19 protein-coding genes are annotated in these 25631 nt (G+C 55.9%); 11 read left to right on the forward strand and 8 right to left on the reverse strand.

What is annotated here, in order from left to right:
* Positions 1-79: 79 nt before the first annotated feature.
* Positions 80-205 (forward strand): hypothetical protein, encoded by a 126-nt coding sequence (locus Pla100_RS32205; protein WP_261344806.1) that lies wholly within the window; start codon positions 80-82, stop codon positions 203-205.
* 65 nt (positions 206-270) lie between these two features.
* Complete coding sequence (locus Pla100_RS15930) at positions 271-1680, forward strand: O-antigen ligase family protein (RefSeq protein ID WP_146578686.1); 1410 nt, start codon at positions 271-273, stop codon at positions 1678-1680.
* Here Pla100_RS15930 and Pla100_RS15935 read toward each other — a convergent pair.
* Positions 1592-4525, reverse strand: a complete 2934-nt coding sequence (locus Pla100_RS15935; protein ID WP_146578687.1) for a hypothetical protein — start codon at positions 4523-4525, stop codon at positions 1592-1594. The two genes, Pla100_RS15930 and Pla100_RS15935, sit on opposite strands and share 89 nt — an antisense overlap.
* 194 nt (positions 4526-4719) lie before the next feature.
* Here Pla100_RS15935 and Pla100_RS15940 point away from each other — a divergent pair, with 194 nt between their 5' ends.
* Positions 4720-5682, forward strand: coding sequence for a deoxyhypusine synthase family protein (locus tag Pla100_RS15940; RefSeq protein ID WP_146578688.1), 963 nt, complete (start codon positions 4720-4722; stop codon positions 5680-5682).
* Between the two features lie 3 nt (positions 5683-5685).
* Here Pla100_RS15940 and Pla100_RS15945 read toward each other — a convergent pair whose 3' ends face one another.
* Positions 5686-8088: a sulfatase-like hydrolase/transferase gene (locus Pla100_RS15945; protein WP_146578689.1), complete on the reverse strand. Its 2403-nt coding sequence runs from the start codon at positions 8086-8088 to the stop codon at positions 5686-5688.
* Between the two features lie 123 nt (positions 8089-8211).
* Between Pla100_RS15945 and Pla100_RS32440 the strand changes: the two genes are divergently transcribed.
* From Pla100_RS32440 to Pla100_RS15970, 5 genes are all read left to right on the forward strand, one after another.
* Positions 8212-8379, forward strand: a complete 168-nt coding sequence (locus tag Pla100_RS32440) for a DUF2256 domain-containing protein (RefSeq protein ID WP_146578690.1) — start codon at positions 8212-8214, stop codon at positions 8377-8379.
* Positions 8380-8777: 398 nt separating this feature from the next.
* The gene (locus tag Pla100_RS15955; protein ID WP_231603115.1) at positions 8778-9971 is read left to right on the forward strand and encodes a Gfo/Idh/MocA family protein; all 1194 of its coding nucleotides are present in this window, start codon (positions 8778-8780) and stop codon (positions 9969-9971) included.
* 360 nt (positions 9972-10331) lie between these two features.
* A complete protein-coding gene (locus Pla100_RS15960; protein ID WP_197167983.1) occupies positions 10332-12368 on the forward strand; it encodes a redoxin domain-containing protein in 2037 nt (678 codons plus the stop codon).
* Positions 12365-14707: an efflux RND transporter permease subunit gene (locus tag Pla100_RS15965; RefSeq protein ID WP_146578691.1), complete on the forward strand. Its 2343-nt coding sequence runs from the start codon at positions 12365-12367 to the stop codon at positions 14705-14707. Before Pla100_RS15960 ends, Pla100_RS15965 begins: the two co-directional genes overlap by 4 nt.
* 366 nt (positions 14708-15073) lie before the next feature.
* Positions 15074-15652 carry a superoxide dismutase family protein gene (locus tag Pla100_RS15970; protein ID WP_231603116.1) on the forward strand — a complete coding sequence of 193 codons (579 nt, stop codon included), beginning with the start codon at positions 15074-15076 and terminating at the stop codon, positions 15650-15652.
* A 254-nt stretch (positions 15653-15906) separates the two neighbouring features.
* On the opposite strand, the gene Pla100_RS15975 is transcribed toward Pla100_RS15970, so the two are convergent.
* Positions 15907-16788: an alpha/beta hydrolase gene (locus Pla100_RS15975; RefSeq protein WP_146578692.1), complete on the reverse strand. Its 882-nt coding sequence runs from the start codon at positions 16786-16788 to the stop codon at positions 15907-15909.
* Between the two features lie 139 nt (positions 16789-16927).
* Between Pla100_RS15975 and Pla100_RS15980 the strand changes: the two genes are divergently transcribed.
* Positions 16928-18370 (forward strand): right-handed parallel beta-helix repeat-containing protein, encoded by a 1443-nt coding sequence (locus Pla100_RS15980; RefSeq protein WP_231603117.1) that lies wholly within the window; start codon positions 16928-16930, stop codon positions 18368-18370.
* 47 nt (positions 18371-18417) lie between these two features.
* On the opposite strand, the gene Pla100_RS15985 is transcribed toward Pla100_RS15980, so the two are convergent.
* From Pla100_RS15985 to sthA, 3 genes are all read right to left on the reverse strand, one after another.
* Positions 18418-18708, reverse strand: coding sequence for a hypothetical protein (locus tag Pla100_RS15985; protein WP_146578694.1), 291 nt, complete (start codon positions 18706-18708; stop codon positions 18418-18420).
* Positions 18709-18813: 105 nt separating this feature from the next.
* Positions 18814-19104, reverse strand: a complete 291-nt coding sequence (locus tag Pla100_RS15990; RefSeq protein WP_231603118.1) for a YidH family protein — start codon at positions 19102-19104, stop codon at positions 18814-18816.
* A gap of 104 nt (positions 19105-19208) precedes the next feature.
* The gene (sthA, locus tag Pla100_RS15995; protein WP_146578695.1) at positions 19209-20693 is read right to left on the reverse strand and encodes a Si-specific NAD(P)(+) transhydrogenase; all 1485 of its coding nucleotides are present in this window, start codon (positions 20691-20693) and stop codon (positions 19209-19211) included.
* Between the two features lie 34 nt (positions 20694-20727).
* Between sthA and Pla100_RS16000 the strand changes: the two genes are divergently transcribed.
* Positions 20728-21726 (forward strand): carbon-nitrogen hydrolase family protein, encoded by a 999-nt coding sequence (locus Pla100_RS16000; RefSeq protein ID WP_231603119.1) that lies wholly within the window; start codon positions 20728-20730, stop codon positions 21724-21726.
* Positions 21727-22065, forward strand: coding sequence for a rhodanese-like domain-containing protein (locus Pla100_RS16005; RefSeq protein WP_146578696.1), 339 nt, complete (start codon positions 21727-21729; stop codon positions 22063-22065).
* Positions 22066-22154: 89 nt separating this feature from the next.
* Here Pla100_RS16005 and Pla100_RS16010 read toward each other — a convergent pair whose 3' ends face one another.
* Together Pla100_RS16010 and Pla100_RS16015 are read right to left on the reverse strand one after the other, a co-directional pair.
* Positions 22155-24107, reverse strand: a complete 1953-nt coding sequence (locus Pla100_RS16010) for a family 16 glycoside hydrolase (protein WP_231603120.1) — start codon at positions 24105-24107, stop codon at positions 22155-22157.
* A 289-nt stretch (positions 24108-24396) separates the two neighbouring features.
* Positions 24397-25599 carry an AraC family transcriptional regulator gene (locus Pla100_RS16015; RefSeq protein ID WP_146578697.1) on the reverse strand — a complete coding sequence of 401 codons (1203 nt, stop codon included), beginning with the start codon at positions 25597-25599 and terminating at the stop codon, positions 24397-24399.
* Positions 25600-25631: the final 32 nt, after the last annotated feature.

The following is a 25631-nucleotide window of genomic DNA, read 5'->3' on the forward strand; positions in this document are numbered from 1 at the left end:
TCAAAGTGGGGGGCCAAAGAAATTGAGCCACTGACCGGTAGAATCATTTCGACCGGTTGGTTTGGTGATGGTTTTTACCATGAACGAGGTTTTCGGACAGCAGGCATCCGGGTTTCGCAAGGGCGAACTCGTAGCGAAAGACGGCAAGACGGCAAGACGGCAAGACGGCATCGAACGCTGTGTAGACGAGGGGAACTCGCGTTAATGGGTTTTCCTGAGAAATCGCCTTGACGGCTTCACCCCGTCGCCATCGTTGACCTACGTTTAACCATGTTTTGGCTTGCGCTCGTTTTCACGCTCGCGATTTTGCCCTGGGCCTTTCCGGTTCTCTGGCAGGTTCGCCCGGTTCAGGCCGTTGCCAGTATCCTGTTGCTGGGGACGGTTCTAGGGCCCCCGTTTTTTGCCCTCGACGGTCCGATTCAATTGAGTCTGGATCGAATCGTGTGGCTCGGATTGATGACGGCGATGGTATTGCGAATGCTTCGTGGCGGCGAACGGATCGATTCGCTCGATCGGTTTGATGTGATCCTGGTCGGTTTTGTCGGCTGGGCGCTGCTGAGTTGCGTGCGTTTTGGCCTGACCACGCCCCCGCATCCGCCGATCTCGCGATGGCTTTTCATGCTCGCGATGCCGTGCACACTTTATTTTTGCATGCGACTGCGGCAAGGAAGCGACGATCAAAGTCTTCGCAAGATTGTCGACACCTTGTCAACCGCCGTGATCATCTTGAGTACGTACTTGGCGTTGACTGCGATCTTGGAAGTCATCAACGTCCGCGCCTTGGTGTTTCCGAAATTCATCAATGACGCCAAGATCTGGGAGTTCTATGGGCGGGGACGTGGTCCGTTGCTCAACCCGGCCGGCAACGGGATCGTGATGTCGATCGGTTTGGCCGCTTGCTTGGCACGTTGTTTTGCATCGGCGCGGGCCGGTCAATTGTTCTATGGCGTTTTGGCGTTGATTGCCTTAATGGGTTGTTATAGCACTTTGACGCGAAGTGTCTGGATGGGGGCCGCCGTCACGATCGGTTCGATCGGATTGCTCTACGCCCCGTTGAAACTGCGGATCATCGCCGTCGTGGGAATCGTGTTAGTCGGTGGCCTCGCAGTCAGCGGCTTGAAAGACTCGATTCTGGAAATCAAACGAGACAAGAATTTATCAGCTGCTGACGCGGCTAAGAGTGTCGAACTGCGTCCTCTACTCGCGGTAGTGGCGTGGGAGATGTTCAAAGACCGTCCTTTAGCCGGTCACGGATATGGGCAATACACGGTCGCGGCCGAGCCCTATCACACGGTCCGCACCCACGGTTTGCCACTCGAGTCGGTACGTCCCTACATCCAACACAACGTATTTCTTTCGACCGCCGTGGATCTTGGATTGATCGGCTTGACGATGCAAGTTCTTTTGCTCGGTTCACTCGGGTGCATCGTGTGGCAACTTTGTTGCCGTCACGCCACTGGTTCGCCGCAGCGGACGCTCGGGATGACCATGCTCGGGATGCTGAGCAGCTATCTTGTCAACGGAATGTTTCACGACGTCGCGATCATTTCGATGGTCAACATGTACCTGCTCGGCCTAGCTGGTTTGACAATCACCGTGGCGAGGTGTTCGCGGCAGCATCAACCGGTTGGCCTAAGCCACGAGCGGCGAGCTTCCGAACCCGGTTGGGCGACGGCTTGAAATCAGACTCATTATGATGCATGCCAATTTTCGGATTTCGGTACGGTTCATATTGAATCGACCAACTCATCCTACCGGCCGGCGGTACGTTGTCTTGACTTTGATCACTTAAAAACAGATCGCGAAGCGTTCCTTGATATACTCGGGACGTGAATTGTCGTCCGCCCCAGGCATTCGCGAAGATTTCTTGGAAATCGCCTTCGCCCCAGCCCTCGATCGCCTCGTTCAATTCCGACGGCGGATTCAATGAAGCCTCAACTCGCAGTTCCATGAGTGATTTCAACCGCAACAACGGCGCAAGTTCATCGCCCGTGGAAAGGCAGCCGACCAAAGACAAAGCTTGCAGTTGGTCGCAATAACTTAGCTGCCGAACTGTATCGACACCCACATGGCTGCGATCCAAATTCGCGAAGATCAAACCCTCCAACAAACCGAGCGATTGACAGTCTTCATCGCCTAATGGCCGTGGTTGCGACGAAACATCGACGATTCTCAGATCGGTCCAGTCGATCGCCATCAAGCGTTTCCATTTTGACAGATCGGACAAAAGGTTCGATGGAACTTGACATTGGGGCAACCGCAACGTTTGAAGATTACTTGCCCTCGATAATGCCTCGCATTGCTCCGCATTCAGAACCGAACGCCGTACACAAAACTCACGCAACCCAGGAATTCCTGATATTATCGCATTGGCGGGAAGTCGTTCGAATAATATTAGCGACGCGATTCCGGGGACGTTCTCGATCACGAGTTCATCGACTTTGCGACGCAGTTGGATCTTCGCATCAAGTCGAGGCAGATTGACCAAATGCACGGACGTCGCGTCGAGCGGCCGAGTACCAAACGCCGAACACAGTCGCGGCTGGTCAACGATTCGGATCTCCCGCACTGCCGTCCAATCCAAGTTCAAATCTTCCCAGCGTTGAGGACCAGCCAACAATTCTTCGACGGTTTCATCATCGACCCTTATATCGGAAGCGTGGATCTGCGTAAGTGAAGTGATCGAGGCGAGCTGTTTGATCTGCGACGGTTCCGTAACACATCGAACCAAACAAATTTTCTCCAGAAATTTCATCTTGCTCCATGTGGCGAAGTCCACCTGGCGCAGATCCAGTTGTTCGATCGAAATTTCATTGAGAGGCAGGGCGTTTTGAAGCCAACGCCAAACCGGCGCCAAATTTTCGTTGTTTGCCGTTGCCGTATCCCCGCCATACAAAACCCGCTCGAGACGATCCGCATTCAAGAGTGATGAACGACGCTGCGAAGGTTGTGACAACTCCAGTCGGTGCAGGTTGGGACAACCCTGGATATTCCAGTGGCGAGTGAAAACCGTTGTTAGTGAAAGCTCCATCAAACTGCTCGCGTTTTGGATGTCCAAACTCGTAAACCAAGGCGCATAATCCGCCGAGCTCATTTGGAGGTCACGCCGCGTTCTGAACGTAGTGCTGATCGATTTAAGCTTCGGCGCATTTTCGACTTGCAAATTAATAGGCCGAAAAACAGGCACCATCAAAGTTCGAAGTTCGGGCACGTGACGCACTTCAATCGCGACGTTCGATCTGGCCGAACGGGCTGCCGCAAGTTGCAAGGACCGCAACTTGGGAAGCCCAGACACCACGACAGGTACCCGGTTGTCTCCGGCGAACTCCAAGGACAACTGTTCAAGCTCGGGATGCGTTAATCCGTTCGCCACAAGTTCACTTTGATTGACTCCGCTGATCCAAAGTTCTTGCAAATGCGGAAGTGTCCGAAAATCAAGTTGAGCTTTAAAGGCCGGCTGCGATTCGCTCGCGTTGGCTTCCGCAGAACGCTGTTTACTCGCGGCGAACGACATCCGCAGCGAGATCAACCCCTGTGTCTTGTCGAGGAGATTCGCGACAGATTGGGAATCGGAAACACCTTCCCAGTGCAGCGTGTGCAGAAATTTCAACGAGCCCAACGTCTGTCGCATCGACTCGCCAAGTTTTCCCTCCAATGCGATGGCTTGAATGGCGGGATGGCGGGCGATGAGATCAACTAGCTCAAATTCTGAAGTGTCCGATGGAAACGTGCGGATGTACGGCAAAGCCTCAGGGTCAGATGGAGCGTGAAGTGGGTATTGGTCAAAACCGTAAAGGTGATTCCAAGGCTGACGTAGAGTTTTGGGCAACCACCGAAACGCCGCATGCGAAACGGTTTCGACTTGTGTGAGTTTGCCCAGACGAGCCAATCCAATCATGCGCGAGCTGGATTCCCAAAAAAGCCATCCCACGCCGCTGGCAAAGATGACCAACAACGCCGTCCAGACGATGAACATTGGCATGCGGTGACGGATCGGGACGTGGTAGTAATAAGCCAATACGGAACCTCCGCCAACTACCAGCAAGAACGCCAATGCATCCAGACACAATGCCAAACCACTAACAAAGTGGGTGCGAGTCGTTAGTGTTTCTTGAAAGTGGATCGCGTCAAACGGGAACCCGGCGACCGACCATGAAATCAATTCTTTGCGGGGCTCGATCGCCGTTGGTTCGAGATCCGCATGCGGCGGCGCTGTGGTTGTCGGACCGACACCCGATTGTCCGGTTACCGAATGACGCATGGATACCTGAACGGTGTTGATTTCGCTAGATTCCGATGGAAACCAATCCGCGAACGAATGCAGGACCATTCGGGGGGACGAAAGGTATAGAAAGATCGCAGTGAGCAAACATCCACACACGATCGTGCGGACGAGCTGACGTTGCTGATCGCTATGGTTCAATGAGGTGGCCTCTAGCAGGTGCGGCGAACAGGTGACGGCGAGCAGGTGACGGCGATAACGCAGGCCAACGCCTATGTCCGGTTTTGACCGGCCCTTCTTCAACGCCCGATGATCCGAAAAGTTTCGCTTCCGCAAAAGTTTGCTCGAAATTCCGCCGGGTTGGCAACGGGATCGACGCCAGTTCCGATGGTGCCCACAATAATTAAGTGGGCGTTCCCCGATCCCGTTGGAGGACTGCTTTCGACCCGTTTTTTTCACTCCCCTCGATCTTTAGAGCCGACCGGCCGAGTCCCCCCATGAATGTGACCGACTTTCTCGAAACCCATTTTCGCCACTTCAACGCCCGCGAACTTCGCGACGCGGCCCGAGCCTATGGGCAATTTGTCACCGACGGCGGGAAGATGATGATCACCCTTGCGGGTGCCATGAGTACCGGCGAATTGGGCCTTTCCTTAGCCGAAATGATCCGTCAAAACAAAGTCCACGCGATCACTTGCACCGCCGCAAATCTGGAGGAAGATCTGTTCAACTTGGTCGCTCATGACGAATACCGAACGATCCAGGATTGGCGTGCCCTGTCGGTCGACGACGAAGTCAAGCTTCGTGACGAAGGCTTCAACCGCGTGACCGACACCTGTATTCCCGAAACGGTGATGCGGCATTTGGAGCATCGTTTGACCAAACTTTGGGTTCAACAGGCGACCAAAAAGGAAGGCTGGATGCCTGCCCAGTTCATGTTCGCGCTCCTTGACGACCCCAGTTTTGCCGAACACTTTCAAGTGCCACGCGAAAACAGTTGGGTTGCGGCCGCCAAAGACGCGGGCATCCCGATTTTTACCCCCGGCATCGAAGACTCCACCTTGGGAAATATCTACGCCGCCCGCGTTTATGATGGAACCGTCCCCAATCATTCCGCCATCGTTTCGGGTACCGAACAGATGGAAACGTTGATCCGTTGGTACGAATCGACCAGCCAAGACGCACCGATCGGAATGTTCCAAATCGGCGGCGGCATCGCGGGCGACTTCCCGATCTGCGTCGTGCCGATCTTGAAACAAGACCTCGAAAAAGACACTCGGTTGTGGGGCTATTTCTGCCAGATCAGTGACGCCGTTACCAGCTATGGTGGCTACAGCGGAGCCGTCCCGAACGAAAAGATCACCTGGTACAAGCTCGATCCCGAATCGCCCAAGTTCATGATCCAAAGCGACGCATCGATCTGCGCCCCGTTGATTTTTGCCCACATCTTGGGGTGGTAATTCTTATTCGTTTTTAGCCTGACGAATCAAGAAATCGACCAGCGGCTGGCAATGAAAGAACCCTGGCCAGAAACTATGACCCTGGCCTTGGATCTCCAGCAACTCGATGCGATCTCCCTTTCCAAGTGACTGATACGTTGCTTGCATGGTTTTCACATTCGGTTCGATCGGCACCACCTTGTCGTCGTCCCCGTGGATGACGAAGACCGGGATGTTCGCTTCGGCGAGCGTGGCGACCCGCTTGATCGGATTGAGCTGGTCTTGGCTTTGAAGCAAGTCCTGTTCACTCACCCCGTAAGCTGCCGCCGCTTTGGATGCTCCGGGGTAAGTCGTGAAGTCATAAACCGGGTAGATGCCGCCGATCCCCGCGACTCGGTCGGGATGTTCGATCGCCCAACTGCTCACCCACAAACCCCCGCGACTACGTCCCAAAAGCGCCGGTCGGTCCGAGTAACCGTCGGCAACCATCTTGTCATACAGCGCATCAAAAAATGGAAACGCGTGTGGGCTCCCGTACGCTTCCCCGACGTCGATACCCGCCACCGCGACTCCCGCGTCCAAGAACTGCTGATGCATCCAACTTTCCGCTGCATCCGGATAGCTTGGCAACGTCGGAGCATAGAAAATCCAAGGCTTGGATTGATCCGAAACAAGAGGCTTGTTCGGTTTCATCAAAAAAGCGTGGCGACCGGCGATTTGCAATGTTTCTCCCCCGAGCAGAATTTGGTTGCGCCGGTTCGTGGCGGCTTCGCGGTTGGCGGGCACCGGTTGGATCTTGTGAGGATCTTTTCCGCTTGCTTTCGATCGCTCTTGATCGCCCAAGTCACTGGTGGCGAGTTCCAAGGATTTGGCATACTGCGCGTCCCAAGCGGCGACGAGTTCTTGCAGCTTGTCCGGTTGTACGATCGCCAAGTCGTTCGATTCGTTGCGATCGATCGCGAGGTTGTATAGTTCCCAAGGCTGATTCAGCGACGCGACCGCTTTGTAGTCGCCTACGCGAACCGCTTTGTGTCCGTCATGAAACCACCAGATCGACGGATGATCGGCCGAAGACTCTCCATTGAACTCATCGACCAAACTGACCCCGGGAAGTTCCGGTGCCGATTCCGGAATTTCCGCACCGGCTATCTCAAGTAGCGTCGGGACGACATCGATCACGTGACTGGGGCGACGGCGGATTTCACCCTTGGACGAAATGCCGCTCGGCCACGAAACGAGAAACGGTGTGGAGATGCCGCCTTCGTGCGTCCAAGTCTTGTGACGTCGAAAGGGCGTGTTGCTGACCGTGGACCACCCCGGACCGAGACAGAGATAGGTTTCCGCCGAACCCATCGGGGCGTTCGGATTGTGCCCATCGTCGCGGACCATAATCTCCGCGCTCGCGCCGTTATCGGACAAGAACATCACAAGAGTATTGTCCCACCGCCCCATGCTTTTGATTTGGTCGAACACGCGGCCGATTTCGATGTCCATCCTATGAACCATTGCGGCGTGGATGGCCATCTTGGTTGCCTGAAACTCCTGTTGCTCGGCCGTCAATTGATTCCAAGGTAATGGGCGATTGATTTCACCTCCACCGAGTTGTTCGATCGCATCGGGGAAATCGTACGGCGGTCCGAGCGTTCGTTCGGTGGCTGACGTCCGCATGACTGCGGTCGGATCGAGCAAACCGAGCGACTGTTGTCGCCGCCAACGTTGAGCCCGGATCACATCCCAGCCCGCCTGATACGTTTCGCGGTATTGTTCAATGTCCTCGGGCAACGCATGCAAGGGAAAGTGCGGCGCGGCAAACGCGAGGTAGTGAAAAAACGGGGCGTCGAGATGTTCGGCTGCGTGCCCGGCGAGCGTCGACGTGACGTGATCGGCTAGGGCGATCGTAGCGTAAAAATCCGTGTTCTTCTCGACTGCGGGTAATGGCACATCGTCGAGGTAGTGCCGCGTCGGGTTGAAGAATCGCCCTTGATCAGCGACGTAATACGAGCGATCGAATCCGTTTTGCAATGGCATCCCGTCGATGTGCCACTTGCCGGTGTGATAAGAACGATAACCGGCTGACTTCAAATAGCGCGGCAACAACTCGGCCCAAGCGGGACGTTTTCCTCGATTTCCTCCACCGGACGGAAGGCCCAATACGGTATCACGCCGGATCGACTGCGCGTAATGTCCGGTCAACAACGCCCCGCGAGTCGGCCAACACCGGGCGGTGTTATAAAACTGCGAGAACCGCAACCCGTTCTCGGCGATCGAATTCAAATTCGGCGTAGCGATTTCGCCGCCATAACAAGCCAGATCGGAAAAGCCGAGGTCATCGGCCATGATCAAGAGAATGTTCGGTCGCTGCGGCTGCTCCGCGTGCGCCGACAACGAGACGAAAAGGCAACAAAGGCAAATGAATCGAATGAACATCGCAAAACTTGGTGAGGAATCGAAGCAAGAGAATGGATGTCATTCTAATCGATTTGAATCGTCAATCGGGCGTCCGCGAATGGTTTTCCGTATCCGTTTTCGCATCACCATGTAACATGTCACATGAAAAACCGTGATCGCAAAAAAGTATTGCCGCGAAAAACCTGTCCGGTTTGCGGTCGTGATTTCACTTGGCGAAAAAAATGGGCCAAGGATTGGCCGAGCGTCAAGTTCTGCAGCGAGCGCTGTCGTCGACAGGCAAAGTCTGGGCAGAACAATCCGTGCATTTGATGCAGCGTATAGCCATTTGGCTTCAAGTCATTTCATGCTGGTCGGCGGTGGTACGGCTTCGCCAGGGTCAGGGGTACGGCTTCGCCAGGGTCAGACGCGGGATTCGGGATTGTCGGACGGTTTAAACCCGAATCCCGCGTCTGATCTTTGCTAAGCATCGCTTGCGATGCACCGCCAAACGCTTCGGGAAATCACAACGGCATACGTGAGCTGAACTTCACACCAAGTGCGGGCTTTCGTTTGAATGACGTCAATCTAGCACAAGTGCCTCGAAACGCACGCGAAAGAACTCTCGCATCGCCGTTTCGAGAGGTGTGACCCGATAGGCCAGCTGCTTGTCTGTTAAGATAACAGCCGCGACTTGGTTTTCATTTCTTGCCGTGTACCTAAAATTTGCCATGGATCGTCGTCAATTGATTGTAACCGCTTCGGGGATCATTGCCTCGGGACTCGCCACCGGTGGCGTGAAAGCGGAACCTCAACTACCCAGCGACGAAGCTCCGTTGAAAGTGGCCATCATCGGCAGTACGGGCCGCGGCGATTATGGTCACGGGCTTGATACGGTTTGGCAGCGACTCAAACAAACCACGATTGTGGCCGTCGCCGATGACAATTCGCGAGGTCTTTCGAGGGAACTCACCAAGTTAAACTTGCCATCAACGGCGGGGCACGTCGACTATCGCGAGATGCTCAGCCGAGTACGACCGGATATCGTTTCGGTCTGCCCGCGACATGTGGATCAACACCGTGACATGATCTTGGCGGCGATCGAGGCTGGTGCCCAAGGCGTCTATGTCGAAAAGCCGTTCGTCCGTTCACCCGCTGAAGCGGAACAAGTCTTGGCCGCTTGTCGAGAACACCGATCTCGCGTCGCCGTCGCGCACCGCAACCGATATCACCCCACGCTCAAAGTGATTGCCGACCTGTTGAGTCAAGGTCGGATCGGTCGCTTATTGGAGATTCGCGGTCGTGGCAAAGGTGATCGTCGCGGTGGTGGCGAAGACCTTTGGGTGTTGGGGTCACACGTTTTGAACATGATGACGTTCTTGGGTGGGCCACCCAAGTCCTGCTCGGCGGTGATGATGCAGGACGGTCGTCCGGTGGTTGCTTCTGACTTCCGCGAAGGCGCCGAAGGCCTCGGGCCGCTCGCGGGAAATCAACTGCACGCTCGGTTTGTGCTCGACGACGGCGTCATCGGTTACTTCGATTCGGTCGCCAACGACGGGACTCAAAACGAAGGATTCGGTTTGCGATTGATCGGAAGCGAGGGCACCATCGCCATCTACGCCGACCGAAACCCTCTGGCGTTTCTTCAACCCGGCAATCCATTCGCCGCCGCCGATCCGCCTCAGAAATGGTTACCGATCACGAGCGGCGGCGTCGATGTTCCTGAACCAGACCCGGACTTGATTCATCGCGTGATGCACCACGATGTAGCGGCGGCCGACTTGATCGACGCGATCAGGGAAAACCGCGAACCCCTATGCAATGCCACAGAAGCCGCTTTGACGGTGGAAATGATTTGCGGCGTCTTTGAATCTCACCGACAAGGCGGCAAATCGGTGGCGTTGGTTTCGCAGTTCAAATCCTAGCTGGACAGCGCCACTTTGGATGGGTTTTATCGTGATTCGAGAGATATTTGTACGCATCAGCCGTTTTGGCGTTAGCGGGCCGTTGATTTAATCGTTTAACGGCAAGCCAAAGGCGTCCGAGAAGCCACGAATCGACGCCTGCGGCTTGCCGTTAAACGATAAATGGTTGCGATACCACAAAAACAACAGAGCGTTAGCCACAGTTCCGACCGTAAAAACCGCGGCTAACGCCGTTCGGCTAATTCAAAGTGGCGCTGTCCAGCTAGATTGAGGATAGGGGAAATTCCCATTATCCGGTACGATGTCGCGGGAAGTCCTGCGGTGGCTGCGGCCATCTCGAAATGCTTGGGAGATGCACGAATGCTGCGATACGTACTTTCTAAATTGTTCTCAATCGGCGTTTTTGCGTCGTTGCTGGCGAATTTTGCAGTCGCAGCCGATACCACCGGCCTGGATTCCAAACTGCGCGATACCGAACCGCTCGATACCAAGCTAATTGTGTGGAACGATTTGACGCTTCGGGATCCGAGCGGCGAGGTCATCGAGCCCGGGATGGGAAATTGGACCGTTGTTTGTTTTCTTGGCACCGAGTGTCCGTTGGCGAAGCTTTATGGGGCGCGATTGCAGCGTTTGGCCGACGAATACGAATCGGCGGGAGTTTCGTTTATCGGTGTCAATAGCAACACCCAGGATTCACCGAGCGACATCGCTCGATACGCAAAAGACTACAAGGTGAAGTTCCCGATCGCCAAGGACGCCGACCAATCCATCGTTAAAGCCTTCGACGCAACGCGGATTACCGAGGTCTTCGTCGTCGACCCGGTGGGAGCGATTCGTTATCAAGGCCGGATCGATGATCAGTACCAACCCGGTATCGCGAAAGCGGAACCCTCGCAGCATGATTTGCGTGACGCGATCGAGGCGTTAGTTTCGGGGAAAAACGTTTCGCAACCGCTCACCGAAGCGGTCGGCTGTTTGATCACGCGCGTTCCGGACCGTAAGCCGACCATGGAGGAATCTCCGGGGCAAAGCTTGGTAACATTCAATCGCGACATCGCTCCGATCTTGAATGAACACTGCGTCGAGTGTCATCGTCCGGGAGAGATCGGGCCGTTTGAACTAAGCGATTACAACGAAATCGTAGGTTGGGGTGAGATGATGTTGGAAGTGATCGATCAAAAGCGGATGCCACCGTGGCACGCGGATCCAAACGTCGGTCATTTTGTCGGTGAGCGACGAATGCCGAGCGAGGCTCGTGACTTGATCGCACGCTGGATCGATGCCGGTATGCCCGAAGGCGACCCGGCGGATTTACCGCCTACGCCGGAGTGGAACGACGGTTGGCATTTGCCAACGAGTCCGGACGTCGAACTGGTGATGCGTGGTCGGCCTTTTGTCGTGCCCAGCGAAGGCGTGATCGAGTACCAGTATTACGTGGTGGACCCCGGTTGGGACGAAGACAAATGGATCTCGGCGGCACAAGTGGTTCCGGGCGATGCGGCGGTGGTTCACCATGGCATCGTGTTCGTTCGCCCGCCCGACGGAAGTGATTCCAACGGTATCGGATGGCTGGGAGCCTATGTGCCCGGTCAACGAACACTGCCCATGCCAACCGGACACGCACGGCGTATTCCTGCCGGATCGAAACTCGTTTTTCAAATGCACTACACCCCCAATGGGAAACAAACACCTGACACAACCAGCGTGGGTGTATGGTTCGCCGATCCAGAGGAAGTCACCCACGAGGTGTACACCAACTTGGCCGTGAACCACGAGTTTGAGATTCCGCCGAATGCCAAAGATCATGTCGTGCGGATGCAAGCGGACTCGTTTCCTCCCAACAGTCGATTGATGGGCGCGACGCCGCACATGCACTTGCGGGGACGGTCGTTCGAAATGACGGCGGTGCCCAAGGCCGGTGAACCGCGTGCATTACTACGAGTCCCGCACTACGATTTCAATTGGCAACATTGGTACGCATTTGCCGAGCCGATCGAACTGAACAAGATCGAATCGCTCGACATGTCGGTGATGTTCGACAATTCGGGCCGAAACCCGACCAACCCGAATCCTCAAGAATACGTCACGTGGGGCGATCAAACGTGGGAGGAAATGGCGATCGCGTTCTTCGACATCGCCATCCCGAGAGGCGGACCGCGAAGGTCCGTTAAAAAGAAGACACCGCCCTCCGCCGAAGAAGTTACGCAGAGAGAAAAGCAGATCGAGGCCGCAGTGGATAAGTTTCTCTCTGAAATGGATGCCGACGGAGACGGAATCGTCCAACGCGACGAAACGCCCGTGGTATTCCAACGGTTTGGTTTCAAGAAGATCGATCGAAACGGCGATTCCATTCTTGATCGCGACGAGATCCGGCGGTCGGCGATAGCCCGTTTATGATGAAGGTTCCAGGCAGCCTGACCGGCCGATTGTTTTTCTGGTGGGCCGATCATCCGTGGGCGCAATTCACGCTGTTGGTTTTGGTCACGGTGCTCGCGTTGATCGGTTATCGCAACCCGTCGATCGTGCGAGACCTTTTTGTTTCCGCTGCGACGTCCGACGATCCCGAACCCCGCCGTTCTCGACGTAACGACACCGCACGCAGCGCCGCCAATGCGGCGAACGTCGAGCCCTTTCAGATTGCCGGGGGTGATTGCGTTTTGGTCGTGGACGTGATGCCATCGGCAGCCGATGGCGACCAACCGGCCGACGGTCCCGACGATTTCTTTCGTGCCGCCGCCTTGTCAGCGATTCGTGATGTTGCCGCAGAACTCGAGTCGATGCCGCAAGTCGATAGTGTGTTGTGGCTGGACAATGTTCCTGGACTCAACTTGTTTGGTTTCGCGGGTACGTTGCTTCCGAGTTCGAATGCGTCGCCTCGCCAATTCGACAACGCTCGACAGACAGTTCTCGACAATCCGCTCGCCGTCGGACAATTGATTTCTCCCGATGGCTCGACCATTTTGATGCATCTGCGACTGGATTGGTTTTATGTGACGAGCGACGCGGCGGCCACGACGGAAATTCGCGAACGGGCTGAGCAAATTGCCGGACGCACTTCGGACGCGAACTTGCGTTTCCAAGTGACCGGTCCGGTGCCGCTACATTTGATGACGTCCGATAGTCACATGCACAACGCAGCCAAGTATCAGGCGATCGGTTATTCGATCATGTTGATCTCCGCCTTGGTCTTATTTCGTGGACTCTCGGCGGTCATCATCGTCGCCATCGCCCCGGCGGTGGGCGTGTTTTGGACGATGGGAATGTTGCGTTTCTTTGATCTGCAAGACAACCCATTCAATGACATCATTGTTCCGGTTTTGATCAGCTTGGTGGGGCTGACGGATTCGGTTCACTTGATGGTGGAGATCCGGAATCAGCGAGCATTGGGGCTCGATACCAAGAACGCCGCTCGCATCGGGATCGCGCGTGTTGGACTGGCGTGTGTGCTGACCAGTTTGACGACCGCGATCGGTTTTGTATCCCTGTCGTGGGCCCACCATGAAATCGTTCGCAATTTCGGATGGTGTTGTGTGCTGGGCGTGCTGATGACCTTGCTGAGCGTGCTGACGGTGATCCCGCTGGGGTGTCGCTCGCCGCTGGGCCGCAGCTTGCATGTCGGATTGGGGAAGAGCCTAATCGACGGGCAACTTCGCCGGATAGGCCCGATCGTTGGATGGGTACTGCGTCATGATCGAGCGATCGCCTGGATCGCGATCGCCTCCACCGCGTTGCTAGCGATCACTTGTTTGAAACTTCAGCCCGACGAAAAGCGTTACAGCGGGATGAGTGAAGCGGCCGAAGCGGCGCAAGCCCTGCGGCATCTCGACCAAAAACTCGGCGGTTTAGAATTTGGCTTCGTCGACGTTCAATGGGACGACACAACAAGCAACACCGAGTTGCTATCCGTGCTCGGTGCGGTGAGCAAGTTGCTTGGAAGCGAGCCGTTGATCGGCTATCCGTTGGGGCTGCATGAATTGCTTGAATCGCTGCCCGGGGAGGGCAGCTCCGAAGAACGAATGACGCTGTTGGAGCTCTTGCCGGCCGAACTGAAACGGGCGTTCTACAGTCCAGAGCGAAACTTCGCGTCGACGCAATTTCGTGTTCAAGACCTCGGAATCGCCGCCTACGGCCCGACGTTCGAACGTGTCGAGACCGGTATAGCGGTTTTGCAAGAGAATCATCCTCGCTTCGAACTTGCCTTGACCGGCGACGCGCCGTGGCGATGGCGAAACATCTACCGGATCGTCAATGACTTGGCGATGAGTTTGGGGACGGCGAGCGTGGTGATTTGGATCGTCTTGACCGTGGTTTATCGGTCGGTCCGAATCGGACTCATCTCGATCATCCCGAACCTCTTTCCGTTGGCGGCAACGGGGACGATGCTCGTCATCAGCGGGCAGAATCTCGAGATGGTCACCGTGTGCGTGTTCACGATTTGTGTCGGGATCGCGGTGGATGACACAATCCACTTCCTGACACGATATCAAGAAGAGCTGCAACACGGTGGCGACCACGCCGACGTCATCCGCCGCGCATTCACCGGAGTCGGCTCGGCGCTCTTGATGACCACGATCGTGCTGATCGCGGGAATGATGTCCGCCGTGGTAGGTGACGCCCGTGATGCACGACTGTTCGGCATCATGGGTAGCCTTACGTTGGGAACGGCCTTGTTCGCCGATGTGATTTTGTTGCCAGCGATGTTGAGCCGGTTTGCGCGGAAGCCGGCTCGATTGTAAACCGACGCATAACGGCGTGTTGATTTAATCGTAACCCGCCGCGTAAGCGAGGGATGAGTCAATATTAATTATCCCCCTCGCTAACGCAGCGGGTTACGAATCAGACTAAATAGCAAGCCGAGTAGCGAGGGGGCGCCGGAAAATCCCTCGTTCACGCTTCCGGTTACCAAAAGCACCCTGCTAAACAGGGGATTAACGCAAGTCCAATGACTCAACCGCCCTTTCAGGGATGGGCTTGATGGCGTGAGTGAGCGTCCTGAAGAGATTTTTCTTCAGAATGGTTTCGTTTTTGCAGGCCCTACTGGCTCCGGCTGAAAAACGTCTTGTGACGGCTTTCCCTTCCCACCCACTTTTGGAGACTTCCAGATGCGTATGTTTTCCCTCTCCCGCGTGATTGCTCTTTGTTTGATCGCATTCCCTTTGAGTTCGCTCACGGTAAATCGCGTGTCGGCGGAGGAGCACCAACACGAACACGTTGCGGCCGATGTGCCGACGTTCGGAGTCGCCTTATTGATGCCCACGAAAGACAGCAAGGTTCGAGGGATGCTGCGGCTGATGCAGAAAGAGGACGGCCTTCACATCATGGGGCGTGTCAACAACCTGACACCCGGTGAGCATGGTTTCCATATTCACGAATTTGGTGATCTGCGAAGTAGCGATGGCACCTCAGCGGGCGGTCACTTCAACCCCGAAGGCCACGATCACGGCGCGCCGGGTGCGAAGTCGCACGCGGGCGATTTGGGAAATATCACCGCAGGTGAAGACGGTGTGGCCAAAGTCGACATCGTGGCCACCGACGCGAAACTTCACGTCATTCTCGGTCGAGCGTTCGTCGTTCACGCGGGCAAAGATGATTTGTCCAGCCAACCATCCGGCGATGCCGGTGGACGAGTTGCCTTGGGCGTGATCGCGGTTGGTAACCCCGAGTTGAAGAAGTCCAAGTAGTTCGTTGCATCGCGTTTGCACCGAATGAACGTCTGCAAGATTGATTCGATGCGATTGCCAATATGAATCGCATCGTCGGTTGGCTGATGCCCTTGGGTCGGAAATCGAACAGCCTGGCGGGCAAACTGCCCATGGCTAGTCTGGCTCGTGTTCCGACTCAATGAAAAAAGATTTTTGAACGGATGTCTGGCGTTCTGGACAATACAACCACGGGTCGCCTGTTGGCCTGTCGCTCGGGCTGAACGACATTGCGATCATGGCTTAGCTGCCGCTTCGACGCCGCTCAACAATTTCGTATCAATCAACCAGTCGCACATTCGCTGCGGCCAATCGCCGGCGGCGGTCATGGTTCCGGGACGAAAGCCGAATCCGTGGCCGGCGTTGCTGTAGACGTGCATCTCGCAGGGAATGCCCGCTTGCTTGTATTGCAGATACACGTGGGCCATTCCGATCGAGATGTCGTCGCGGTCGTGAAAACCGAACGCGATGAACGCGGGGGGCATGCCGGGCTTGATTTCAAAGGTGCTTGATTTACCTGGATAAATGAGTCCTTGAAAATCAGGGCGGCTGCTGACTCGCTCGATCGGATCGTCGCTGCGAGGATCGCCCTCGATCGGTGACATGCCCGCGTAGGCGGCCAACTCACCACCGGCGGAAAACCCGACGATGCCGATTCGGTCGGGATTGATGTTCCATGTTTCCGCGTTCGCTCGCACCATCCGGATCGCGCGGCGCGTATCGTCCATCGCGTGTTCTTGTAGCGTGTACGGCGAATCGGGTTCGCGGCAGAGTCGATATCGTAGTACGAAGGCCGCAATGCCGTGTTCGGCAAACCATTGTGCCAACGAATCGCCTTCGTGCCCAAGGCACAACTTGCTGTGACCTCCGCCGGGTGCGATGACGACAGCGGTTCCGGTCGATTGATCGGCCGCAGGCAAGTAAGGGGTGATCGAGGGATGATGAACGTTCGTGACGTTGCTCCCCTCGACCACCTCTGGTTCGTTCATTCGATTGATTGAACCTGGCGCACCATCGGCCCACAAAGGAATCTTCGTGGGAACATCATCCGCCGCCACAGGAATGGCCAATGAAACGAACAGAAGTAGGAAGCTGCCTGACAGAGAATTTCGATTCATGATGGTGGGTCGGGTGGGGAGGAAAGAACCTATCGAGGATCGTGTAGACTAATCCAATCGCGTCCTCCTGCCTGCCCCTCCTGTCTTCTTTATCAACCGACGAGTCGCTTCTATGTCCTGCCGCCAACTTCGATCGTTTGTGAACATCCAGCCAATTCAGTTCGTCCCCATTTTGTTCTTGATGGTTGCCTTGTTAGCAACGGCCGGGCGAGTTTCCGCCGAAAGCGTGCGAGAATTTGGGGCGGTCGGCGACGGAGCGACGGACGATACCGCGTCGATCGAACGCGCGATCGCGGAAACGAAAACCGGTGAGATTCAATTCCCTCGCGGCGACTACCGAATCACGCGAACGATTGAGATCCCATTATCCCAAACCGGACGGATCGGTTTGGACGGTCATGGCGGAGTGGGACGCGTCACGATGGCAGGTTCCGGTCCGGCGTTCCGATTCGTGGGAACACATCAATCGACGGCCAGTCCCGAGGGATTCACCGATCTGACTTGGCAGCACGAACGGATGCCCCAAGTCAGCGGGCTCGAGATACTCGGTGATCATCCTGAAGCGGACGGCATCGAGTTTGTCCGCGTAATGCAGCCGACACTACATGGCGTATTGATTCGCGAAGTTCGCAATGGCGTCGTGATGTCGACTCGCAATCGGAATCTGTTGATCGATTCATGCCACATTTATAATTGTTCGGGCATCGGCGTGTTCTTTGACCGCGTGAACCTTCATCAAGCGATCGTTCACGGCAGCCACATCAGTTATTGCAAGGGTGGCGGAATCAAGATCGTCGATGGCGAAATCCGCAATTTCCAAATCACGGGAAACGACATTGAATACAACTTCGATCCCGATGCCGAACAATCCGCCGACATTTGGTTCGAGATTCCCAACGGTACCGTCGCCGAAGGCACGATCAGCGGTAACACGATCCAAGCCAAAGTCAGCCCAGGCGGTGCCAACATTCGTTTCGTCGGACCCGAATCGGCGAATCACCCGACGCCGATGTCGATGTGGACGATCAGTGGTAATGTCATCGGCAGTCAAACCGTCAACATGCATCTGGTCCGCTGCCGCGGGATGGCGATCACTGGAAACCACATCTATTCGGGCTTGGAACGCAACCTTGTTCTCGACGACTGTCGAAACATCGTTGTTGGCACGAACTCATTGGATCAAAGCCACAGTCTTGGACGTGGATTCAGCAACGGCATCACCGTTCGCGACTCGCGTGGTGTGTTGATCCATACATTGGTGCTCGACGATTGCGCCGCGGGAACCGAATCGGCCGGCGGCTCGGTGGAAGTTTTTGATAGTCGTGAAGTGACGATCAAGGATTGCCAGATCGCCAACCCGCATGCGCGTGGAATTTGGGCCAGCGGAACCCGGAACACGCAGATCGTCGGCAACACAATCGTTCAAGATACCGAGACACCCCGGATGATCGCCGCGATTGAAGTCCAACAGCCAACCGGAACCATGTTGATCCGCGATAACTTGGTTTCAAAAGGAACAAAGGGTGACGTCGTTGCCGATGATCCGAACGTTCATGTTCGTGGCAACGAGTCGGCGAACTAAGCGTCGCGTGATCAAGAAGTGATGGACTCTTAACGTGGCGTCGACTTTTAGTCGACGATTCTGGGTTCGGCGACTTCATCGGGTGCCCCACTGATCGGCGGTTGCAGGGCGATCACGCCGCGCGGGATCAATGTTACTCGAACGTCCGGAATCTCCTGCTGGACCTCGTCGATGAACCGTTCAACTTGTTGATTGTTCAAGCACAACCACGCCATCTCGCGTGGTCCCTCAAGAGATTCCGTCGAATGCAGGCTGACGTTGGAGGCCGAATGATTCCGTGCTGCTTGCAGCACATAATCACTTCGTCCGCGCGGAACTTCAACCGACATCAATCGCATTACGAACTTTCACAAGGAGGGTTGTGGTTGCCATGTGGGATGGATGATTCCCCAATTTGGGATCCAATTGGCGGCAACGCGATCGGCATCTTAGATGTTCTTGTTTTAACCGCAGATCCGTTTGGCAGCTTTCCGGTATCGCGTTATTCCGATCACCAGAACCAACGCTCCGACTCCCAAGAGCGAGAAACCGGTATAGAGCAAGTCCGTCGAGTCGCCGAAAAACTTGATCAACGTGCCTCCGGTTCCCGCCATCATCAGTGCTGTGCGGATATAAGCAAGTAACGTTCGCTCATTGGCCAAGTCGGTGCGGATCAGCGCGAGTTCATTGCGCCGATCCGCAATCGGCGGATCGGAAATCAATTCTTTCGATATCGATGTATTCGAATCGTTCACGTTGAGAGCCTATCCGAAAAGGGGTCTGACCCTCTCCGGCGATACCAAAAAAACACGATTGTCGACTCGCCTCCAAAGGGTCAGACCCCTTTTCGGATTGGCTCTTAAAACAAACGGTTGATTCCATTGAGTGCGGCGACGCGATAGGCTTCGGCCATCGTCGGATAGTTGAAAGTTGTTTCGATGAAGTACTCGATCGTATTTTGTTTTCCGGGTTGATTCATGATCGCTTGGCCGATGTGAACAATCTCCGACGCGTTGGCACCAAAGCAGTGTACGCCGAGGATTTCTTTCGTTTCTCGATGGAACAACAACTTCAACATGCCGGTCGTTTCACCGGTGATTTGTGCCCTGGCGAGGGACCGAAACTGCGCCTGGCCAACTTCGTAAGGAACGCACTTGTCAGTGAGTTCTCGTTCGGTTGCGCCGACACTGCTAATCTCTGGACTGGTGTAAATTCCCGTGGGGATGTCATGGAGCCGCAAATTACCGCTGGCTTGTCCGAGCATGTGCATTCCCGCCGAACGGCCCTGCGTGTACGCGGCGCTGGCGAGCGATGGAATTCCGATCACATCCCCCACCGCGTAAATGTGCGGAAGGCAGGTTTGGAAATGCTCATCGACAACAACTTGGCCGCGACTGTTGGCTTCGACGGGGATGTTTTCCAAGCCGAGGTCATCCGTGTTTCCTTGGCGTCCGTTGGCCCACAAGAACACATCGGTCTTGAGCACCTTGCCGCTCTTAAGATGCAAAATCACGCCATCGGGCCGGCCTTCGATCTTGTCCATTTGTTCGTTGTGACGAATGATGACGCCTTGATCGCGTAGGTGATACGACAGTGCGTCGATGATCTCGTCGTCGAGGAATTCGAGCAGTTTCTCGCGGGTGTTGATCAGGTTGACCTTGATGCCGAGGTTACGAAACATCGAGGCGTACTCGGTGCCGATCACGCCGGCACCATAAACGGTGATCGAGGTGGGTTTCTCTTGCATCGACAAGATCGTGTCGCTGTCGAAGATCCGTGGATGCGTGAAATCGACTCCCGCAGGACGATAGGGGCGAGATCCGGTCGAGATGACAAAATGAGCCGCCGTGATTGGTTCGCCATGATCGATCGTGACCGTGTGTTCGTCGAGGAACCGGCATTGCCCCCGATGGATCGGGACGCCGTTGCGATCATAAAACGATTGACGCATCGAAACTTGCCGACCGATGATCGTTTGGGTGCCCCGGTTGAGTTGTTCCATGGTCGGGGCCACGGAGAATCCGAGTTCTCTCATGACGGGATTCTTGAGCGACTTCATCGTGCTGGTCACCGCGTACCGCAGCGCTTTGCTGGGGATGGTCCCCCAGTGGGTGCATCCGCCGCCGATTTGGCGGTATCGTTCGGCGACACCGACTTTCATCCCGCCTTTGGCCGCCTGCATGGCCGCCCCTTCGCCGCCCGGGCCGGTACCGATGACGAACAGGTCGTAATCAAACTTGGGTGGCGGAGCGACCGGTTGGGGCGAGTTTTCGGGGTAATGAGCTTGCGGGTCACGGACGACTTCGTCGGTCACGGTTTCCGTTGCGGTATCAGTGTTAGTCACGTCGCTCTTTCCGGTTTGAATAGGCGGTTATCAAGTGGGACGCACCGTTGCGGCCTCGTTCATTTTTGCTCGAATGGTAACATTGACGATCGGCAGCCGCGCTTCTCCCTCTCTTTTGTCCCATGGTTTTACGATGTTGTTAGCCTGCGTCCAGACCGACATTCAAATTGCTGACGTTTCGGCGAACGTGAAGACGGTCGTGAAAACGATCGAATCGCTCGGCCAACGCAATGTCGATTTAGCGGTTTTCCCCGAGTGTATGTTGACCGGATATGCGTTCGACAACCGGGCCGATGCGCTCGAAGCATCCCTTCAAGAGGATTCTCCAGAAATTCAAATGATCGCGGAAGCAGCATGCCGATCCAATTTAGCGGTGACGATCGGTTTGTTGTTGCGAGAGGAAAACCGTTTATTCAACGCGGCGCTTTTGATCGACGGTAACCGATGTTTTGAGGGCCGATCAGCGCCCACAGTCGTGGGCCGTTATCACAAAGTTCATTTGCCGTATCTCGGAGTCGATCGTTTCGTCGATCGCGGGGAGATTCCCTACCAAGCCTGGCCGCTGACATGCCGGGACGGCCAGATTGCTCGGATCGGCATGGGGATTTGTTACGACAGTTCGTTTCCCGAGCCCATGCGGGCACTCGGTTTGGCCGGGGCGGACGTGATCGCATTGGGGACCAATTGGCCCGTTGCGGCGTCGCGAACCGCCGAGATCGTACCGCCGGCGCGTAGCATGGAAAATCATCTGTTCTTCGTTGCCGCGAACCGAGTCGGATCCGAACACGGGTTTGAATTTTGCGGCCTCAGTTCGATCTGCGGCCCCGATGGCGTTGAACTGGCTCGCGCGATCGGTAACGAAACCACCGTTTTGTTCGCCGACGTTGATTTGGCTCAAGCACGGAACAAACGAATCGAACGGACACCGGGCAAACACGTCATCGACCGGTTCGCCGACCGCCGACCCGAATTTTACGCGACGATCGTCGATCCGATCGCCGCCCCCGCCATCACGCCCCAGGAAAATGATTGAATGTCTCATCCACCCGCTTTAGAAGTTTCGGTAACCGAGGTCGACGCCATGCGCAAGGCGGGTGACGATTTCATTCTGTTGGATGTTCGCGAAAAGGACGAATACGATGCGACGCGAATCGAAGGATCTCGTTTGATTCCGATGAGCGTTCTGGGCCGAAGGCTCGACGAACTGCAATCGCATAAGGATGATCACATCGTCGTGCATTGCCACCACGGCGGACGCAGCCTTCAGGTGACCCACGCGCTGCGAGAGGCCGGATTCAGCAATGTGCAAAACATGGCCGGAGGGATCGACGCTTGGTCGCTTGAGATCGACCCGTCGGTGCCGAGGTATTGATGTGATTGACGAGTGGTCCCCGCCGTGAAACACGGCGGGGACCGCCGTGCCACGAAATGCCAACCCGAACTTAACGTTGGAACAAAGCACTAATTGTTCGCTTTGGATTTGAGCATCGACTTCACCCTCGCTTCCTCTTTCGCGAGTGCTTCGCCGGTGACCGGCATCGGCTCGAAGTACGGCTCGGGCGTGACGGCTTCGTCGGCGGGGATTTCACGCATCCGCAAGTTTCGGAACCAGACGTCTTGGCCGTGGTCTTGCAACCAAAATCGTCCGCCACGTCCGGTCAAATCACCACCGCGTGCGGCGAGTAAGTCGACGTGCCATCGCCACTTGGGGTTGTCGTAGTCGAACGACAACACCCGCTCGCCGTTAAGCCAATGTTCGATCACGGTTCCCTTGCATAGTATCCTCGCCGTGTTCCACTGGCCGACCGGAAGCGTGGCGTCCTTCGACGGAGCCATGCAGAAAAACAAGGACGCGGCCGCCTGACGAGCGTTCTCGCCGTAGGGGCTGCCGATGTTGTCGAGGACCTGATACTCGACTTGACCGGGTCGGTAGTACACACCGCTATTGCAGCCTTCGGAAACTTTCCAATCGAAACGCAACTCGAAATCGTCGGGGACCATCGTCGCCATGTACGTCAACGAACCACCACCCGACTTTCGATAAAACGCGCCGTCTTCGATCACCCAATTACCCGAATGCTCCCAGCCGTCGAAGGTCGTGCCATCCTGCAGTGGTGTGAAGGCCGATTCGGGTTTGGTCAGGCCAGCTAGCGGACGACTGATCAGAATCTTGAGTTTCGACTTCGGTCCGGAAACCTGACCTGCCAGAACATCTTGTTCGTTGAATCGAGCGAGTAAGATTTCACCGTCGGTGGCGCGGTTGCGATCATAAGAGATAAAGATCGTGCCGTCGGGAGCTTGGAAACCGTCGGGATACGAGATTCCCTTGCGTTCATCTAAGACGAGTCCACCTTGCCACGTTCCGCCGTCGTCATCAGATAGCCAAGCACTCAATTGCACGCGTCCTTGATGAGAGTCGATTCGGTCGCCGTGCTTGACCAACAGCAAACGGCCGGAAAGCAGTCGCCGAATATGAAAGCGAGCGTTCGGTTGGCGGATCCCGTCGGGCTGCGACGCCGCAGTCCATGTGCGTCCGCCATCGGTCGAGGTCGATTGCATGATTCCCTTGGCCGTTCGGGCCAACATCCACAACGATTCGTCGTTACGCTGCACGATCATGTGTTCATGCCAATCGGGATTGGGGAACGTCGCCATGCCGCGTCTCTGCCAAGTCGCTCCTTGATCGACGGAAACGAACACGTTGGCACCTCGCATCGGATCGAGTTCGGCGAAGCATCCTTTGAAAGGCCCAAACCCGCCGCGCTGATCCAATGAAATCGGCAACAGCCATTCGCCCGTCGAAAGGACCGTCGGTTTGTTGAGCGTCACGCCATGCCAAATACGCGTTGGTGCGGACCATGTCGGCACGTCGGCGTCGGGGTTTTCGCAAACGGTCGCCCAGACTCCGGCGCGGCCGTCGAACATGTCCATCGATTGATCGAAAATCAGCCAAAGCTTGCCAAGCGGATCGGTCCACAGGTTACCGACCAAGATGCTGCGCGGTCGCGGCAATTCGTCGGAATGCGAATCGAGTACCAGTCGCGGCTTGGACCAGGTTTGCCCGTCGTCGTCTGAGGTCGCCAAAACGAAGTAAGCCTCAGGACTGTCACCGCCGGCGACCCAGCACGCCCACAACCGCCCACCGGGCGTCCGTTCGATCCCGATCGTCATGCCGTAATCGAGCTTTTCGTAATCGTATTCGGGAAGCGGCGAAGTATTCAGCACCGGCGGGACGAGGGCATGTTCCGCGACCTGCTCCATCTCGGCGATCCGAGCCGATGATTGTTCGGCGGATTCTTGCTTGGCGGTCCGAGGCTCGGAAGCGAAGCCCGATGACATCGCGATCAAAGCGATGGAAAGAGAAACAACCGGGAAACATTGATTGGAAACAAGACTCGCTAACAGTGATCTCATGAACCATGACCTGTGGGGAAACAACGGGCGGACCCCATCATTGTAAGCAGGTTGACGGCTGATTTAATCAAGAATGCCGACCCAAGATTCGCCGGTTGGGCGCTAGCGGGCTGTTGATTTAGTTCGCACCGTAACCCGAAGCGTGAGCGAGGGATACATACAGAGGATTTAATAGCGTTGAATCCCTCGCTCACGCTTCGGGTTACGATTAAATCAACACGCCGCTAGCGCCAAAACGGCTAATTAAATCAGCAGTCTCATGCGTCGAGGGAGAGCTAACAGCCAACCGCTAACCGCCGACTTTTCCGTGCCCGCCTTCGAGCAGCGAATTCTCGCGACGATAGGAGCCGGGCGTTTGAGACGTCACTCGTTTAAAAACCGTGCTCAGCCGCTCTCGATGTCGGTATCCGGTCGCGGCGGCGATCTGTTCGAGCGTCATGCTTGTCTCACACAGTAATTGTTTGACCCGTGAAACTTGGGCTAACGTGATTTCATCATGCGGCGTTCGGCCGAGCGATTCCCGAAAACGACGTTCGAGCTGCCGGCGTGAAAGTGACGATGCGCGGGCCACGTGATTGACGTCGATGCCATCGCATGCGTGTTCGCGAATGAAACGACACGCCAACGCGATCTCACGATCTTCCACGGCATCGACCTGAGTCGACAATCGCTGAACGACGCCGACCGGTGGGACGTAGTGAGGCTCGAGCGATACGGATTGGTCCCGGATCATCGCGTCGAGTATTTCGGCGGCGCGATAACCGACCTGTTCCGCGTCCGGCTTGACACTCGAAAGCGACGGATCACTCAAAGGACAAATCGCGTCGTCGTCGTCGACCCCGATGACTGCAACGTCATCAGGGATCGGAATCTCGAGCGATCGACAGGCATTCAGGACCTGTTGCCCGCGAATGTCGTTGCAAACGAACATGCCCGTCGGCGGTTCAAGCTTACCGAGCCACTCCACCATCTTGTCGATGTCGGCATGCCCTTGCTCTTCGATTTGGGTCAACGTCAAGTTGGGCCGACTCGACGATTCGTAGACCGACAGCGTGCACCCGGCTTGTTCGACGCGTTCTCGAAAAAAGCGGAGTCGCGTCTGAGAATAATGGGCGGACCGGTAACCGCAGAAAGCGAACCTTCGAAAGCCACGTTCCCACAAGTGCTCGAACGCCAAGCCTGCCACCAAGTGGTCGTCCGTTTCGACCTGCGGAATTCCTGGGAATCTTTCATGGCAGCGGACGTCGACGATCGGAACTTGCATCGCTCGCAACGGATCGATATTGCGACGATCGAGTCTTGCGATCACGCCTCGCACCGACGATGTCGTCATCCAACCGGGCAGCGACGTGTCGATCGTCATCTCTTGATGCAGCAAAGCCCAATCGGTGCGGTTGCGGGCATAGGCAGCGATGCCGCGTAGCAAACTTCGTCCGTACGATCGTGAGGTCTCAACGATCAAAGCAACCTGTGGGCGTTTTCGAATCTTCACGCGGAGCTCCCGTGTCGCAAATTCACACTTCC

This window comes from Neorhodopirellula pilleata (assembly GCF_007859915.1).
GTDB classification, from domain to species: domain Bacteria; phylum Planctomycetota; class Planctomycetia; order Pirellulales; family Pirellulaceae; genus Rhodopirellula; species Rhodopirellula pilleata.